We start from the raw sequence: 16,694 nt of genomic DNA on the forward strand, positions 1-16,694 counted from the left end.
GCGGCATGCCTGCGGCCGGGGCCTTGGCCGACATCACTCGAACTCCAGAATGACGTCGTCGACCTTGAGGCTTTGCCCCGGCGCGGCACTGACGGATTTGACCACGGCCTTTTTCTCGGCGCGCAGGATGTTCTCCATCTTCATCGCCTCGACGGTGGCCAAGGCCTGACCCTCCTGCACCTCGTCGCCCGGACCGACATTGACCTTGACGATCAGGCCCGGCATCGGACAGAGCAGGAACTTCGACGTATCGGGCGGCAGCTTTTCCGGCATCAGCCGCGCCAGTTCGGCGGCGCGCGGGCGGCGGACAAAGGTTTTCAGGTCGGCACCCCGCACCCGCAGCCGATAGCCCGAGGGCAGGCGCTCGACCTTCATCACCAAGGGCGCGCCATTGACCATCAGCCGCGCCAGACTTTGCCCCGGCAACCAGTCGCTTTCGACGCGCAGCTCGCGCCCGGCGATCTCGACGGTCGAGCCTTTCCGATCGGCGGTGATGCGGACGGGGAATTCCTGCTCGCCGACCTTGACCACCCAATGCTCGCCGACATGGCGTTCATGATTGTCCAGCCGCCCGGTGATGCGGGTGCGGCGGATCTCGGCGACGCGGTGCATGGCGGCGGCCGAGGCGGCGATGCGGATCAGTTCGGATTCCGGCAGGGTCGCGCCGGTGAAGCCCTCGGGATATTCCTCGGCGATAAAGGCGGTCGAGATATCGCCCGAGACAAAGCGCGGATGGTCCATCACCGCCGAGAGGAACGGCAGGTTGTGGCCGATGCCCTCGACCTCGAACTGGTCCAGCGCCAGCCGCATCGCCTCGATGGCCTCGGCCCGCGTCGGCGCCCAGGTGCAGAGTTTCGCGATCATCGGGTCATAGAACATGCTGATCTCGCCGCCCTCATAGACGCCGGTATCGTTGCGCACGGCGACGGGGCTGTCGCCCGGCTCGCTGTCATTGACCCAGTTGCCGGCGGCTTTCAGCGGACCGGCGGCGACCTCGGCCGGCGGGCGATAACGCGTCAGCCGCCCGATCGAGGGCAGGAAGTTGCGATAGGGGTCCTCGGCGTAAAGCCGGCTTTCGATGGCCCAGCCGTTGATCTTGAGGTCGGACTGGGTAAAGGGCAGCGGCTCGCCATCGGCCACGCGGATCATCTGCTCGACCAGATCGACGCCGGTGATCAGCTCGGTCACCGGGTGTTCGACCTGCAGGCGGGTGTTCATTTCCAGAAAGTAGAAATTCTTCTGGCCATCGACGATGAATTCGACCGTGCCGGCGCTGGAATAGCCCACGGCCTTGGCCAGCGCCACGGCCTGCTCGCCCATGGCCTTGCGGGTCGCCTCGTCAAGAAAGGGCGAGGGCGCTTCCTCGATGACCTTCTGGTTGCGGCGCTGGATCGAGCATTCGCGTTCATGCAGATAGACGGCGTTGCCATGCTTGTCGGCCAGCACCTGAATTTCGATGTGCCGGGGCTGGGTCACGAATTTCTCGATGAAGATGCGGTCGTCGCCAAAGCTGTTCGCGGCCTCGTTCTTCGAGGATTCAAAGCCTTCGCGGGCCTCTTGGTCGTTCCAGGCGATGCGCATGCCCTTGCCGCCGCCGCCGGCCGATGCCTTGATCATCACCGGATAGCCGATCTGGTTCGAGATCTTCACCGCCTCCTCGGCATCGGCGATCAGGCCCATATAGCCGGGGACCGTGGAAACGCCGGCCTCCTGCGCGATCTTTTTCGAGGTGATCTTGTCGCCCATCGCCTCGATGGCGGGCGAGGGCGGGCCGATGAAGGCGACGCCCTCGGCCTCCAGCGCCTCGGCGAATTTCATGTTTTCCGACAGGAAGCCATAGCCGGGATGGACGGCCTCGGCGCCGGTCTGGCGGATGGCGTCCATGATCCTGTCGATGACGATATAGGACTGGTTGGCGGGCGAGGGGCCGATATGGACGGCCTCGTCGGCCATCTTCACATGCAGCGCATTGCGGTCCGCATCGGAATAGACGGCGACCGTCTTGATGCCCATCTTGCGGGCGGTCTTGATGACCCGGCAGGCGATCTCGCCCCGATTGGCGATCAGGATTTTCTTGAACATGGGCGCTCCCCCCGGGCTGCGGACATGAAAAAACCGTCCGTGGCCGCAAGGCCCCGGACGGTCATGAATGAGGTGACTGCGCGCGACGTGCGACGCGCGCCGGTCAGGTCGTTATTGGCAAAGCCGCACGTCGTCGCAAAGCGCGCCGCCGACCGCACCGATGGCCGCGCCCTTGGCGACGCTATGGCCGCCGACATAGGCTGCGGTTGCGCCGACACCCGCGCCGATGAGGCCGCGATCCATGTCGGTCGGATTGATGTTCTGGGTGCAGCCGGCAAGGCCGACAAGACCCAGCCCGAGTGCCAGGACGAGTTTTTTCGACATTTGGTTAGCTCCGGGATGTGGGTGCCGGCGCGCAGGCCAAAGGCGGCGCCGGCTGCCCGGTTACATTCAGTAGCGGCGCTGGCAGACGCCGGCGTCGTCACAGAGCGCGCCACCGGCCGCGCCGATGAGGGCGCCGGTCGCGACATCGCCGTCGATCGCTTTGGCGACCACTGCGCCAGCCACGGCGCCGCCGGCGGCGCGCTGGGTGTCGGGCGAAAGCCCGCTACCGTCACAAGCCGAGAGACCGGCGACCAGAAGAACGGCGCCGGCAAGGCGCAGGGCGACAGATTTTTGCATAGTTTATTGCCTGTATTATGGGTCCGGGATTGGACCGTCGATGCGAACTGAAACGTCAATATCGCATGCGGGGTTCCCTGAAGGAACTGACAACCATGTGAAAAACGGCAGCTACGCGGCAATCCGCCCATCAGCCGCCCCCCTCGTCGTCGTCGAAATCCTCGTCGTCGAAATCCTCATCGTCCCAGTCGAATTCGGGCGCATCGGCGGCGAAAAGTTCGGGAAAGCCGGCCTCGGCGCGCTTCATGTCGACGCGCAGCAACTGTTCGTAATCGGTCGGATTCAGTTTGCCGACGGCGATCACCTCGCGGCCCAAAAGCCATGACAGCCGGCCGGCATCCAGATTGCCGCGGACGAAGGGTTCTTCGCCGAAATGTGCGATCAGCGCCGCAAGAAAGGCCGTGTCGGCACGGCGGTCGGCAACCTTGCGGTCGCGAAAGCGCTCGCGCCGGATCAGCGGCGTGGCGCCCTTTTTATTGGCGCGGCGGATGGTGAACTGGAAATCGCTGCTGGGAAGACGGCCGGGAAAGCCGCGATGCTTCAGCATGTTGCGCCTCTTTTCTGATAGCTTGCGGAAGAACGCAGGATCAGACGGGCGCGCGGTTGGCGCGGGCCGCCTGGCAGCCCGCGCACGGCATTCGGCTTAGTTGGCGCCGTATTTGCCCTGGTAGACCGGCTCGGGCTGAACGGTCGCAACCGGAACGACTTCCGGTTCTTTTTTGGCGCAAGCGGCGGCGAGGCCAACGAGGACGAGGGCGAGGGCAAGCTTTTTCGACATTGAGTCGTGCTCCTGTTTAGCGGAACGGGATATTCCCGACTGCTCGGTTGAGATTCGGCCGCAAAATACGACCCGGCAAGCATCATAGCTGTGCCCGTCGCCGGGAAACAGGCTCCCCGCAACCGAAAAGCAGCGGGTTTCAGCCGATGTGGCAGGCTTGCATCATGCGCTGCCGGGGCGGTTTGCGCGGCCATTACCACGGCTCCCATTCGCAGGCATCGCGATCGGGCGGCAGCCGGAAAGCTTCGAAAAGCTGCACGACATCAGGGTCATAGGCGGCAAAAGGGATCGCCTTGTCGGCCAGGCTGATGACGATCTGCGCGGGACGCGGCGCCGGGCTGGCGATGCGCGGCAGTGCCCAATTCTCACAAAGCCACACGACATCCTGATGTACGGGGTCCTGCGCCAGCACGTCGGGTGCGGCGGGTAGGGCGGGCGCCTCGATCAGTGTATCGGCGGCTTGCTCGGTGCCGTCCTCGGCCATTTCTCCGGCCTCGGCATCGGGCTGAGCGGTGTCGGCATATTCGGTGGCCGCGCCGGTTTCCCCGCCGGTCTCTTCGCCCGCGACCTCGCCGCTTTCGGTGTCGATATCGATGGGGCCGCGCTCTTCCTCTTCGGCGAAATCCGAGGCCGGACCGCTGGTCGAGGGCACGCGCTGCGCCAGATCCGGCATAACAAAGCGGAACCGCGAGGTCAGGCCCTGACCGCCCGCCGTGTCATGCAGGGTTTCCTGCCAAAAGACCTCCGCGCCCGAGGGCAGGGTGATCTTGACCCCGTTCGGCTTTTCATCCGATGCACCGGCTGCCGGCGCCATCAGCACCAGCAGCGCCCCTTGCGCCATCGATTTGCGGATCGTTCTGGTCCCAGGCATCGCGTCTGCTTACAGCGGGATATTGTCGTGTTTCTTCCACGGATTCGACTGGCGCTTGCCGCGCAGGCTCGCAAATGCGCGGGCCACGCGGAAGCGGGTCGAATGCGGCTGGATCACCTCGTCGATGAAGCCTTTTTCGGCGGCGACAAAGGGGTTTGCAAAGCGTTCCTCATAAGTCTGGGTGTGCTTGGCGATCTTGTCCTTGTCGCCCAGATCGGCGCGCATCAGAATCTCGACCGCACCCTTGGCGCCCATCACCGCGATTTCCGCCGTGGGCCAGGCATAGTTGAAATCGCCGCGCAGGTGCTTTGAGGACATGACGTCATAGGCGCCGCCATAGGCCTTGCGGGTGATGACCGTGACTTTCGGCACCGTCGCCTCGCCATAGGCAAACAGCAGTTTCGCGCCATGCTTGATGACGCCGCCATATTCCTGGCTGGTGCCGGGCAGAAAGCCCGGCACATCGACCAGCGTCAGGATCGGAATCTCGAACGCATCGCAAAAGCGCACGAAACGCGCCGCCTTGCGCGAGCTGTCGATGTCCAGACAGCCCGCCAGCACCATCGGCTGGTTGGCGACGACGCCGACGGTCTGGCCCTCAAGCCGGATGAAGCCGGTAATGATATTGGCGGCGAAATCCCTCTGGATCTCGTAGAAATCGCCCTCATCGGCGACCTTGTGGATCAGTTCCTTCATGTCATAGGGCTGGTTCGGGTTGTCGGGCACCAGCGTGTCCAGACTGGCCTCGATGCGCTTGGGGTCGTCAAAGAACGGCCGGGTCGGGGCGTTTTCGCGGTTGTTCAGCGGCAGGAAATCGACCAGCCGGCGAATCTCGGACATCGCCTCGACGTCGTTTTCAAAGGCGCCATCCGCGACCGAGCTTTTCTTCGTATGGGTCGAGGCCCCGCCCAATTGCTCGGCGGTGACGATCTCGTTGGTGACGGTCTTGACCACATCGGGGCCGGTCACGAACATATAGGACGTGTCCTTGACCATGAAGATGAAGTCGGTCATCGCCGGGCTATAGACCGCGCCGCCCGCGCAGGGGCCCATGATGACGCTGATCTGCGGCACCACGCCCGAGGCCATGATATTGCGCTGGAACACCTCGGCATAGCCGGCAAGGCTGGCCACGCCCTCCTGAATGCGGGCGCCGCCCGAGTCGTTCAGCCCGATCACCGGCGCGCCGTTCTGCATCGCCATGTCCATGATCTTGCAGATCTTTTGGGCGTGGGTTTCCGACAGCGAGCCGCCGAATACGGTGAAGTCCTGCGAATAGGCATAGACCATGCGGCCGTTGATCGTGCCCCAGCCGGTGACCACGCCGTCGCCATAGGGGCGGTCCGCCTCCATGCCGAAATCGGTTGAGCGGTGGCGCACGAACATGTCGAATTCCTCAAAGCTGCCTTCGTCCAGCAGCAGCTCCAGCCGTTCGCGGGCGGTCAGCTTGCCGCGGGCGTGCTGGGCGCCGATGCGCCGCTGTCCGCCGCCCAGTCGGGCCTCGCGCCGGCGCGTCTCGAGTTCGCCGAGAATGTCCTTCATGAGCTGCCCCTCCCGCATGGATTTGGACCAAGTTACCGGCTCGGGGGGCAGGCGGGAAGCGGAAAGGCGAATATTTGCAAAATATGCTATCTCGCGGCGCTGCAAATAGCAAAATTGGCAAAGTCCCTTGACGGAGCAGGGGGCAGGGGCCATGCCGCAGACATGGGACTCGTCATAGATATTCCGGCCCTCGTGGCCAATTGGAAGGCGCTTGGCGCGCGGGCCGGATCGGCCCGTCCGGGCGCCGTGGTCAAGGCTGACGCTTACGGTCTGGGCGCGGTGCGCGTGGCGCCGGCGCTCTATCAGGCGGGCGCGCGCGATTTCTTCGTCGCGCTGGCCAGCGAGGGCCGCGCGATCCGTCCGCATCTGGCGGATGACGCGCGCATCTTCGTGCTGTCGGGCCATATGGAGGGGGCGGACCTGACCGGGCTGGTCCCGGTCCTGAACAGCCCCGAGCAGTTCTTTCGCGACCGTGCGCTGCGCGCGCGCGGGCCCTTTGCCATCCAGCTTGACAGCGGCATGAACCGTCTGGGCATGGAGGCCGGCGAATGGGCCGCCATCCGCAGCGAGGCGCTGGCCGCTGGCCCGCAACTGGTGATGTCGCATCTGGCCTGCGCCGATGAGCCGGACCACGCCGCCAATGCCCAGCAACTCGCCGCCTTCCGCGCCATGACCGAGGGCGTGACCGCGCCGCGTTCGCTGGCCGCGACGGGGGGCATCCTGCTGGGGTCGGACTATCACTTCGACCTCGTGCGGCCCGGCATCGGCATGTATGGGGCCGAGCCCTTCACGGATGCGCAGCCGGTCGTCACGCTGGCCCTGCCCATCGTCCAGACCCGCGATGTCCGCCCCGGCGAATCCGTGGGCTACGGCTATAGCTGGACCGCGACGCGGCCATCGCGCGTGGCGACGGTGGCGGCGGGTTATGCCGACGGGCTGCACCGCGCCCTTGGCCGCGAGGGCAAGCTGCGGCTTTGGGCGGGCGAGCGCGCCTGCCCGGTGATCGGACGCATTTCGATGGACCTGATCACGGTCGATGTGACCGACCTGCCCGACGTGCCGCCGGCGCTTGAGATCCTGAACGCGCGGCAGGGCGTCGATGCGCTGGCCGCGCTTGGCGGCACCATCGGCTACGAGATCCTGACCTCGCTGGGCCGGCGCTACGAGCGGACCTATCTGTGAAGCCGGTCCGGCTGACGGGCAGGGCGGCTATCGGCCTGACCCGGATGATCGGGCGGGTCACGATCTTTGCCGGGCGCGGGCTGGCGCGGGTCGGCGCGCACCCGTCCGAACTGGCGCGGCAGATGCTGCATATCGGCTGGCTGTCGCTGCCCGTGGTCGGTTTGACGGCGCTCTTCACCGGCGCGGCGCTGGCCCTGCAGATCCATTCCGGGGGCGAGCGATTTCAGGCCGGTGACGTGGTTCCGGCCATTGTCGCCATCGGCATGGCGCGCGAGCTTGGCCCGGTTCTGGGCGGGCTGATGGTCGCCGCGCGCGTCGCCAGCGCCATCGCGGCGGAACTGGGCACCATGCGGGTGACCGAACAGATCGACGCGCTGGTGACACTCTCGACCGACCCGATCGGCTGGCTGGTCTCGCCCCGGCTCTGGGCGGGGGTGCTGTGTGTGCCGGTGCTGGTGGGCGTCGGCGACATCATCGGCATCATGGGCGGCTGGATCATCGGGGTGCAGGCGCTGGGGTTCAACTCGACCACTTATCTTGCGAATTCGTGGGCTTATCTGGAAAGCTGGGACGTGGTGTCGGGTCTGATCAAGGGCGCCTTCTTTGGCCTGATCGTGGCGCTGGCGGGCTGCTGGTTCGGGATGCGCGCGGGCGGCGGCGCGGCGGGCGTCGGGCGGGCCACGACGAATGCGGTGGTCGCGGCCTCGGTCGGGATATTGGCCGCGAATTTCGCGCTGACGGGGCTGTTCTTCTGATGCTGAGCGTGCGCGGCCTGAGCAAGACCTTTGGCCCCAAGCGGGTGCTGGACGGGGTCGATCTGGATCTGGCGACGGGTGAAAGCCTTGTCGTCATCGGCGGCTCGGGCACCGGGAAATCGGTGCTGCTGCGCTGCATCCTTGGCCTTGAGACCCCTGATGCGGGCGAAATCCTGTGGCGCGACCGACCGCTGGCCGAGGGACGGGCCGAGTTCATGGACGAATTCGGGATGCTCTTTCAGAACGCCGCACTGTTTGATAGCCTGCCGGTCTGGCGCAACGTGGCCTTTCGGCTGCTGCGCCAGATGCCGAAGGCCCGCGCCCGCGACATCGCGGTCGAGAAGCTGGCCCGCGTCGGCCTTGGCCCCGAGGTCGCCGATCTTTACCCGGCCGAGCTGTCGGGCGGCATGCGCAAGCGCGCGGGGCTGGCGCGCGCCATCGCCGCCGATCCCCGCGTGATCTTTTTCGACGAGCCGACGACCGGGCTTGACCCGATCCGGGCTGCGACCATCAACGAGTTGATCCGCGGCATCGTCGATGAGACCGGCGCCACCGCCATCACCATCACCCATGACATGAGTTCGGTGCGCGCGATTGCCGACCGGGTCGCGCTGCTGGATCGCGGGCGGCTGCGTTGGCAGGGCACAGTGGCGCAGATGGACACGGCCCAGGACGATTACCTGCGCGATTTCATCGCCGGCCGCGCCCGCCCGATGGCGCGCGGACCGGCCCTGGATCTGGCCCCGGATCCGACCTTGGGCCGCGAATGATGCCTGTTTCCTGCGCATTGGCAGGGAAAGCCGGATTAGCCGCCCCCAACCCCTTGTGCGAATCCCGCGCAGTTGCAACCATGGGTTACCGAGAACCCGATCTTCGGAGAGACATTTGGGTCTGACCCCGACCAACCCCGCAAGCACCGCCCCCGGCGAAACCCTGCTGGAATTTCACGACAACCGGCTGCTGATCGACCTCTGCGGCCCCCATGACCGGCATCTGGCCCGGATCGAGGAGGCGCTGAAGGTCCATATCCTGCGCCGTGGCAATCTTTTGTCGGTCGTGGGCCGCGCCGATGCGCAGGCCGAGGCGGCGCAGGTGCTGAACGCGCTTTACGCCCGTCTGGAACAGGGCCGCCCGGTCGAGATGGCCGAGGTCGAGGCCGCCCTGCGCATGGGGGTCGAGCCGGTCGCCGAGGGGCCAAGCCCGGCCGAGCAGCTGGAAATGTTCCAGTCCGGCCCGATCGAGCTGCGCACCCGCAAAAAGACCGTCGAGCCGCGCACCGACGCGCAAAAGGACTATGTGCGGGCGCTGTTTGCCAATGAACTGGCCTTTGGCATCGGACCTGCGGGCACCGGCAAGACCTATCTGGCGGTTGCGGTGGGCGTCACCATGCTGATCGGTGGCCATGTCGACAAGATCATCCTGTCGCGCCCGGCCGTCGAGGCGGGCGAGCGTCTGGGCTTTCTGCCCGGCGACATGAAGGAAAAGGTCGATCCCTACATGCAGCCGCTTTACGACGCGCTGAACGATTTCCTGCCCGGCAAGCAACTGGCCAAGCTGATGGAGGAAAAGCGCATCGAGATCGCGCCTCTGGCCTTCATGCGCGGGCGTACGCTGGCCAATGCCTTCGTGGTGCTGGACGAGGCGCAGAACGCCACCACCATGCAGATGAAGATGTTCCTGACCCGTCTGGGCGAGGGCTCGCGCATGGTCATCACCGGCGACCGCACCCAGATCGACCTGCCGCGCGGCGTGCATTCCGGCCTGACCGATGCCGAAAAGATCCTGAAGGACGTCAAGGGCATCAGCTTCAGCTATTTCACCGCCAAGGATGTCGTGCGCCACCCGCTGGTCGCCCGCATCATCGAGGCCTATGACGTCGAGGCCGAGGCCGCCCTTGCGCGCGGCGAACCTGTCGATGATCGCGGTCAGCGCATCCCCCGGCGCGAACCGCGTCTGGCCAGCGCGGTCCAGAACGGGGGGCAGGGCGATGGATGATCTGGACCCGCCGCGCCCCGCGCCGCTGGAGATCGTCGACATCGTCCTTGAGGATGACCGCTGGGAGGATGCCGGCCTGCCCGCCATGGCCGAACGCGCCGCCCGCGCGGTCGGCGAATGGCTGGATCTGGGCGAGTTTCAGGTCGTGGTCATGGGCTGCGACGACAAGCGCATCGCCGAGCTGAATGCCGAGTTTCGCGGCAAGCCCAAGCCGACCAATGTGCTGAGCTGGCCCGCCATCGAATTCGGCCCCCGCCAGCCCGGCACCCGCCCCGAATTGCCCGAGATCGAGGAACTGGGCGATATCGCCATTTCCTATGACACCTGCCAGCGCGAGGCGCTGGCGCAGAAAAAGCCCTTTGCCGATCACGCCACACATCTTCTTGTGCATGCGATTTTGCATCTGGCGGGTTATGATCATATTGATGATCAGGACGCCGAGACCATGGAGGATTCCGAGCGCGCGATTCTCTCGCGGCTGGGCATTCCCGACCCTTATCTGGAACACGAGACATGAGTAACGACCGAAGTCCCGACACGCCCGTTGCCGCCGATCCCGCCTCATGGGCGGATGGCATTGGCGGGGATGGGCGTGACCTGCCGCAATCACGCGGCTTTCTGGGACGGATTCTCGGCGCCTTTGGCGGCGGCGATACGGAGCCCGAGACGCCCGATGCCGGCGACAAGGGCGCAAGCCTTCCGGCCGCAGGCGTGCCGGGCATGGTCAATCTGCGGCGTATGCGCGTCGATGACGTGGCGATCCCCAAGGCGGAAATCATCGCCGCCCCCGTCACCGCCACCCTGCCGGAACTGGTCGAGATGTTCGGCGAACACGGCTTTTCCCGCATTCCCGTCTTTCGCGGCACGCTGGACAGTCCGCTGGGCCTGATCCACCTGAAAGACCTTGCGCTGAAATACGGCTTTGGCGCCAAGACCCCGGTCAAGTTCAACCTGCGCCCGATGCTGCGGCCGCTGCTTTACGTGCCGCCCTCGATGCCGATTGGCGTACTGCTGCAGCAGATGCAGCAAAAACGCATCCATATGGCGCTGGTGATCGACGAATATGGCGGTGTGGACGGTCTGGTGACCATCGAGGACCTGATCGAGCAGGTCATCGGTGAGATCGAGGACGAACATGACGAGATCGAAGGCGGCCTGTGGGTGCAGGAAAAGCCCGGCCAATGGCTGATCCAGGCCCGCGCGCCCCTGGAGGATGTCGAGGCCGAAACCGGCTTGCGCCTCGCCTCGGACGAGGAGGACGAAGAGATCGACACGCTGGGCGGGCTGATCTTCATGCTGACCGGCCGGGTACCGGTGCGCGGCGAGGTGATCCCGCATGAAAGCGGTGCCGAGTTCGAGATCGTCGATGCCGATCCGCGCCGCCTGAAACGGGTCCGACTGCGCCTGCCGCGCGATGAGGGCGGCAGGGCAGGCGAAAAGCCCTAGATCATCGAAAAGGCCGGCGCATGGGCGATGCGGCTGCCGGGCGGCAGCCCGTCGCAGCCCGTGCCCATCAGATGCGGACCGGCATAGGGCGAGGCCAGATCGACCGGCGCAAAGCCAAAGCGGCCGTAATAATCCGGGTCGCCCAATACGATGATGGCGTGGTCGGCAAAGGCCTCTTGCGCGGCCCGGATCAGCGCCGAGCCGATACCGCGCCCCTGCATGGCCGGATGCACCGCGACCGGCGCCAGCGCCAGCGCCGGGATATCCGCGACGATGGGCGACAGCGCGACATGGCCGATGACGGTGCCGGCGGCCTCGGCGACCAAGGACAGCGCCAGATGGCCGTCACGGCGCAGCATGTCGACCAGGCGCGCCTCCTCCGGGCCGCCGAAGACCCGCAGCAGCAGTTCCGAGATCGCGTCCTGATCGTGATACATCTCGGCCCGCAACCGGGGCATGATCTCGTGCAGTTCAAGCGCGCGTCCGATGCCTTTGCTTTCCGCGCCCCAGCGGGCGCCGCGCAGCCGGGTGCGATGGGCCTGAAAGGCCTCGTCATCGGCATATAGCTCATTCAGGGCAAAGATCAGCGGGTTGTCGGTCTGGGCAAGATCAAAGCGCAGGTTTCCCGGCTCGGCCCGGCTCAGTTCGGCATGTTCAGGCAGCAGTTCAAGAGCCTTGAGCAACTGCCCGAGATCTGAGCAGCGCAATTGTCCCGACAACGACAGCATCGGGGCATCCAGAATGATCTCCTCGCCGGCCGGGGTGATGGGCTGGACATGTCTGTGGTGTGATCCACAAGCGCAGGTCATGACGATTTCCTTCGTTACAACTTTATTCGTTACAGGTCGTGTGACGCAGCACAGAATCGCCGGAGCGGAGCGAGAAAAATGAATAATCCGGCGTCGGGACGGATCGGCGAAACTCCGCTTGTTATTTGGTGCCAAGGCAGCGCCGCAATGTCAAAGCCTGATATCCCGATCTGACTAATTGAACAGGTCGGTTGGTGCGGGAACCGACCTCAGGTGACATGATTTGGGTGTTTTGCGTCTGTGGCGGCAATGCGAATGGCGCCGGATTCGCGGTCCCCTGAGCCAGCCGTGGCGGCCGCGATCCGTGCATGAGAGCGTCCCTTCACATCATTTTCCGGTCCTGCGTCAGGCCCTGCCAATCTTCACGAAGATGCTGTCAAAAATGTCGGATTTTGCCCTTGCACCCATCCATGGGCTTGGGTAGATACGCCTCCACAGTTGGGGCGTGGCCAAGTGGTAAGGCAACGGTTTTTGGTACCGTGTACCGTAGGTTCGAATCCTACCGCCCCAGCCAAATCATCCAAGATGTTGATAATAAGACAGGTTCTGGACAGAGTCCGGTTTTTTTCCTGCACTCTCATCTGTTTGACAGGCATCAAGATCGCCCGGGATCATGGTGGCATTTGAGGGGCAGACATGAGGTGCCCCAGCTTTTGCCCGGCATTTGCCGTGGCGGTGGCCGACTGGACGAACAAGAGAAGATGGCGATCGAGCGGTTTATCCGATCGCTGGATGAACAGAACTCCATGGTTGCCAGCTTGTCGCGCACTGCGCGAGGTGCTGGTGCAGCTGTCGCCTCTGCCACCGGATGGATCGGCAGCAAGCTCGGGAGGAACACCAAGGCTGAACAGCAAGGAATCTGGCTGCTTGCCTTTGACAGGAAAACGGAACCTCCGCAGCCTCATGAGCCGCGCGAGAGAGTTCAGCTTGACTTAAGCCCAGCCCGGTCTCGATTACCTTTTGCCATGCAACCCCATCTGAACATGTCCCGTGGCGCGGGCTGTTCCATTCAATCCAACCCGGGACGAAAGGAGGGCATGGTGATTTCGCTCTTGCCCGCGTCATCCGTCACAGCCGGTCCGGCAGGGCCCCGCCCGATACTCGCCCCTGCACCCTCTCGATACCTTCGCGCGGCCGCGGCGTAGCGTCATGCATCAGAAGACGGCCGCAATCAGACCCCGGCGCAACGACCCGCCAGCGCCGTCAGCAAAGCGCGACTGCATTTATCAAGACACAAATGCCTGCCGCAGCTGCTCCCGCCAGGCGTCAGCGTCTGACGCCCCCGTCTTTTCTTCTTCATCCAAATATCCATGCCGCCCGCGCATCCCGCGTGACGGCAGGGTCTTCAGCCCTGCTTTGCCGCCCGGATCTGCGCGACGATCGGCTCCAGCCCGTCGGCCGGCACGCCGCGCAGCATCTCGCCCTCGATGATGAAGGTGGGCGTGCCCATGATCCGCATCTGCTCGGCCAATTGGTGGTTCTTGCGAATGACCGCCGAGACCTCCTCGGTGTTCATCCGGTTCAGCACCGCCTTGCTGTCCACCCCCAGCTTGTCGGCCAGCGCGCCAAGGCTTTCCAGATTGACCGGTCCGCGCGATTCCATCAGCGCGTCATGGGCCTGTTTATAGGCATCCGCGCCGGCCTCTTGCTGGACAGCGACAGCAAAGCGCGCGGCCATGTCGCTTTCCTGGCTCAGGATCGGGAATTCCTTGATGATCCAGCGGATATTGCCGTCATCCTTCAGCAGCTTCTCGACGGCTGGGTTGATCTGTTTGCAATAGCCGCAACGGTAATCGATGAACTCGACCATGGTGATGTCGCCTTCGGGATTGCCGCCGACCCAGCTATGGCCGTCGTCAAAGATCGCGTCCTTGTTGTTCTGGACCAGCAGCTTGTCGTTGCTGGCCTCGTCCGCGGCGCGGCGGGTTTCCAGCACGTTGATCGATTCGACCAGAACCTCGGGATTTGCCATCAGATATTCGCGCACGGCGGTGCCAAAGGCGTCCTTTTCGGCCTCGCTCATGTTTGCGGGGTCAAAGGCAAGGGCGGGCAGGGCGGTTGCCGTCATCAGCGCGGCGGTCAGAATGGCTTTCATCCGGGGTCCTTTCGTATCGGCGCAAAGCTTGGCCCGGCGGCGCCGGCGTTGCAAGCCGGTGCACGGCTGTTCACGCGGGCTTGACCCAAGGGGCCATAGGCCCGATACCCGCCCAAAACGATGAGGCAGAGATGAAGACGTCGCAGCGCGGACAGGTCGATCCGTTCATCGTCATGGATGTGATGGAGGCCGCCCGCAAGGCCGAGGCCGCCGGCCGGCGCATCATCCATATGGAGGTGGGCCAGCCCGCCACCCCGGCCCCCAAAGGCGCGCGTCAGGCGCTGGCGCGGACGCTGGAACAACCGCTGGGCTATACCGTGGCACTGGGTCTGCCCGCGCTGCGTCAGGGCATCGCCGCGCTTTACCAGCGCTGGTACGGGGTCGATCTTGACCCGGCGCGGGTGGTGGTCACGCCCGGCTCCAGCGGCGCCTTCATCCTTGCTTTCTCGGCGCTATTCGATGCCGGCGACCGCGTCGCCCTGGGCGAGCCGGGCTACCCGAGCTATCGCCAGATCCTGCGCGCCATGTCCTTGGAGCCCGTTGGCATTCCCACCCGGATCGAGGACCGTTATCAACCCCGTCCCGAGGATCTGCCGGGTGACGTGCAGGGCCTGATCCTTGCCTCGCCCGGAAACCCGTCCGGAACCGTCCTGCGCCGCGAGGAACTGGCGGCGCTGACCACGCGTGCGGCCGCGCTTGGCGTCAGCGTGATCTCGGACGAGATTTATCACGGGCTGGATTACGGCGCGGGGTTCCACTCGGCGCTTGAGGTCACGGATGATGTCGTGGTCATCAACAGTTTCTCCAAATATTTCAGCATGACCGGCTGGCGCATCGGCTGGATGGTGGTCCCCGAGCCGATGATCCGCACCGTCGAGCGCATCGCCCAGAACATGTTCATCTGCCCGCCCCATGCCAGCCAGGTCGCGGCACTGGCGGCGCTGGATTGCGTCGATGAGGCCGAGGCGAACCTTGCCGTCTATGCCGCCAATCGCCAGATGCTGCTTGAGCGCCTGCCGCAGATCGGCTTTGACCGCATCGCGCCCCCCGAAGGCGCCTTCTATATCTATGCCGATGTCTCGGAACTGACCGATGACAGCCTGAGCTTTGCCGCGGAAATCCTTGAAAAGGCGGGCGTCGCGGTGACTCCGGGCCTAGACTTCGATCCCCGGCGCGGGGCGCGCACGCTGCGCTTCAGCTATGCTGGCGCAAGTGCCGACATTGCTGAGGGGCTGGACCGGCTGGCCGCTTTCATGGCCGCGCGATGAGATGGCTGTGCGCGTTCCTTCTGCTGCTCACGCTGGCGCTGCCGGGGCAGGCCGATGGCAATGGCCGCGCGGCGCTGGCGCGGGTCGATCTGGCGCAATCCTCGCTGCAGGCCGAGGGGCGCGATCGCGGCAAGCCGCGCCCGCTGGACCTGCGGCTGAGCCTGACCCAGCCCGTGCCTTACCGGGTCTATTTTCTGGACGCCCCGCCGCGTCTGGTCGTCGATTTCCGGCAGGTCGATTTTTCGCGCGCGGACACAAAGTCGCTGCCCGGTTCGGATCTGGTGCCGGCGTTGCGCTGGGGCAAGTTCCGGCCGGGCTGGTCGCGGCTGGTGATGGAACTTTCCGGCCCCTATGCGCTGAACGTCGCGCTGCAATCCCCGGCCGAGGGCGGCGCGGGCGGTGCACTGCTGCACCTGCGGCTTGATCCGGTCGATCAGGACGACTTCGTCACCCGCGGCAATGCGTTGTCGGCGCTTTGGGATCTGCCTCAGCCCGTCACGGGAAACACTGCGCCTGCCGCAAAGCCCGGCGACCGGCTGCGCATTGCCCTTGATCCCGGCCATGGCGGCCATGACCCCGGCGCGCAGGTCGGCGCGATCAGCGAGGCGGCGGTGATGCTGGGCTTTGCGCAGGAGCTGGCCGAGCTTTTGACCCGCGAGGGGTTCGAGGTCGTGACCACCCGTCAGGATGACAGCTTCATCCCGCTGGAGCGGCGCATGACCATTGCCCGCGCGGCGGGGGCGGATCTGTTCATCTCGCTGCATGCCGATGCGCTGCCGGCGGGCGAGGCGGCGGGCATGTCGATCTATACCTGGGACCCCGATGCCGATGACCGGGCCACGCGCGATCTGGCGATGCGTCATGACCGGGCCGATCTGGTCGGCGGGCTGGATCTTGTCGGCACCGATGACGGGGTGGCGGATGTGCTGATGGATCTGGCGCGGCTGGAAACCCATCCCCGTTCCGAGGCCTTCGCGAAATTCGCCGTCTCCGAGCTGAACCGCGCCGGCGTTGCCATGCATCGCCGCCCGGTGCGCGGGGCGGCCTTCTCGGTCCTGAAATCGCCCGATATCCCTTCGGTGCTGATCGAGCTGGGTTTTCTGACCGATCCCGGCGACCGCGCCAATCTGTTCGACCCGGACTGGCGGGCCGAGACGGCGCGGGCACTGGCGCGCGCCATCGGTGGCTGGTCGCAGGACGACGCCGCCCGAGCCGCACTTTCGCGCAGGTAGCGCAAGGTTGCTTTGACG

17 protein-coding genes and 1 tRNA gene are annotated in these 16,694 nt (G+C 65.3%); 9 read left to right on the top strand and 9 right to left on the bottom strand.

The window, feature by feature from the left end; translation table 11 throughout:
- Positions 1–33: 33 nt before the first annotated feature.
- The 7 genes from DFP89_RS00620 to DFP89_RS00645 form a co-directional block, all read right to left on the bottom strand.
- Positions 34–2,082 (bottom strand): acetyl-CoA carboxylase biotin carboxylase subunit, encoded by a 2,049-nt coding sequence (locus DFP89_RS00620; RefSeq protein ID WP_114347448.1) that lies wholly within the window; start codon positions 2,080–2,082, stop codon positions 34–36.
- 111 nt (positions 2,083–2,193) lie between these two features.
- The gene (locus DFP89_RS00625) at positions 2,194–2,406 is read right to left on the bottom strand and encodes a hypothetical protein (RefSeq protein WP_114347449.1); all 213 of its coding nucleotides are present in this window, start codon (positions 2,404–2,406) and stop codon (positions 2,194–2,196) included.
- 66 nt (positions 2,407–2,472) lie between these two features.
- Positions 2,473–2,703, bottom strand: a complete 231-nt coding sequence (locus tag DFP89_RS00630) for a hypothetical protein (RefSeq protein WP_114347450.1) — start codon at positions 2,701–2,703, stop codon at positions 2,473–2,475.
- Positions 2,704–2,833: 130 nt separating this feature from the next.
- Entirely contained in the window at positions 2,834–3,250 is a 417-nt protein-coding gene (locus DFP89_RS00635) for a hypothetical protein (protein ID WP_114347451.1), read from the bottom strand.
- Positions 3,251–3,346: 96 nt separating this feature from the next.
- On the bottom strand, positions 3,347–3,481 hold the full coding sequence (locus tag DFP89_RS20970; RefSeq protein ID WP_281271178.1) for a hypothetical protein: 135 nt from the start codon (positions 3,479–3,481) through the stop codon (positions 3,347–3,349).
- A gap of 193 nt (positions 3,482–3,674) precedes the next feature.
- Positions 3,675–4,352, bottom strand: a complete 678-nt coding sequence (locus DFP89_RS00640) for a DUF6497 family protein (RefSeq protein ID WP_181870202.1) — start codon at positions 4,350–4,352, stop codon at positions 3,675–3,677.
- Between the two features lie 9 nt (positions 4,353–4,361).
- On the bottom strand, positions 4,362–5,894 hold the full coding sequence (locus tag DFP89_RS00645) for an acyl-CoA carboxylase subunit beta (RefSeq protein WP_114347452.1): 1,533 nt from the start codon (positions 5,892–5,894) through the stop codon (positions 4,362–4,364).
- Positions 5,895–6,056: 162 nt separating this feature from the next.
- Here DFP89_RS00645 and alr point away from each other — a divergent pair, with 162 nt between their 5' ends.
- The 6 genes from alr (at position 6,057) to DFP89_RS00675 (ending at position 11,272) form a co-directional block, all read left to right on the top strand.
- Positions 6,057–7,076, top strand: a complete 1,020-nt coding sequence (gene alr / locus DFP89_RS00650) for an alanine racemase (protein ID WP_114347453.1) — start codon at positions 6,057–6,059, stop codon at positions 7,074–7,076.
- The gene (locus tag DFP89_RS00655; protein WP_114347454.1) at positions 7,073–7,831 is read left to right on the top strand and encodes an MlaE family ABC transporter permease; all 759 of its coding nucleotides are present in this window, start codon (positions 7,073–7,075) and stop codon (positions 7,829–7,831) included. The genes alr and DFP89_RS00655 overlap by 4 nt, the downstream gene beginning before the upstream one ends.
- Complete coding sequence (locus tag DFP89_RS00660; RefSeq protein WP_114347455.1) at positions 7,831–8,601, top strand: ABC transporter ATP-binding protein; 771 nt, start codon at positions 7,831–7,833, stop codon at positions 8,599–8,601. The genes DFP89_RS00655 and DFP89_RS00660 overlap by 1 nt, the downstream gene beginning before the upstream one ends.
- Before the next feature lie 115 nt (positions 8,602–8,716).
- Complete coding sequence (locus DFP89_RS00665) at positions 8,717–9,826, top strand: PhoH family protein (RefSeq protein WP_114347456.1); 1,110 nt, start codon at positions 8,717–8,719, stop codon at positions 9,824–9,826.
- A complete protein-coding gene (gene ybeY / locus DFP89_RS00670) occupies positions 9,819–10,343 on the top strand; it encodes an rRNA maturation RNase YbeY (RefSeq protein ID WP_114347457.1) in 525 nt (174 codons plus the stop codon). Before DFP89_RS00665 ends, ybeY begins: the two co-directional genes overlap by 8 nt.
- Positions 10,340–11,272 carry a CBS domain-containing protein gene (locus tag DFP89_RS00675; protein ID WP_114347458.1) on the top strand — a complete coding sequence of 311 codons (933 nt, stop codon included), beginning with the start codon at positions 10,340–10,342 and terminating at the stop codon, positions 11,270–11,272. Before ybeY ends, DFP89_RS00675 begins: the two co-directional genes overlap by 4 nt.
- Here DFP89_RS00675 and DFP89_RS00680 read toward each other — a convergent pair.
- On the bottom strand, positions 11,269–12,081 hold the full coding sequence (locus DFP89_RS00680; RefSeq protein WP_114347459.1) for a GNAT family N-acetyltransferase: 813 nt from the start codon (positions 12,079–12,081) through the stop codon (positions 11,269–11,271). The two genes, DFP89_RS00675 and DFP89_RS00680, sit on opposite strands and share 4 nt — an antisense overlap.
- Positions 12,082–12,520: 439 nt before the next feature.
- Between DFP89_RS00680 and DFP89_RS00685 the strand changes: the two genes are divergently transcribed.
- Positions 12,521–12,595, top strand: a tRNA-Gln gene (locus DFP89_RS00685).
- An 831-nt stretch (positions 12,596–13,426) separates the two neighbouring features.
- Here the strand turns inward: DFP89_RS00685 and DFP89_RS00695 are convergent.
- Positions 13,427–14,176, bottom strand: coding sequence for a DsbA family protein (locus DFP89_RS00695; RefSeq protein ID WP_114347461.1), 750 nt, complete (start codon positions 14,174–14,176; stop codon positions 13,427–13,429).
- Between the two features lie 131 nt (positions 14,177–14,307).
- Here DFP89_RS00695 and DFP89_RS00700 point away from each other — a divergent pair, with 131 nt between their 5' ends.
- On the top strand, positions 14,308–15,444 hold the full coding sequence (locus DFP89_RS00700; RefSeq protein WP_114347462.1) for a pyridoxal phosphate-dependent aminotransferase: 1,137 nt from the start codon (positions 14,308–14,310) through the stop codon (positions 15,442–15,444).
- A complete protein-coding gene (locus DFP89_RS00705) occupies positions 15,441–16,676 on the top strand; it encodes an N-acetylmuramoyl-L-alanine amidase (RefSeq protein WP_114347463.1) in 1,236 nt (411 codons plus the stop codon). The genes DFP89_RS00700 and DFP89_RS00705 overlap by 4 nt, the downstream gene beginning before the upstream one ends.
- Positions 16,677–16,694: the final 18 nt, after the last annotated feature.

This window comes from Paracoccus lutimaris (assembly GCF_003337565.1).
Taxonomy (GTDB): domain Bacteria; phylum Pseudomonadota; class Alphaproteobacteria; order Rhodobacterales; family Rhodobacteraceae; genus Paracoccus; species Paracoccus lutimaris.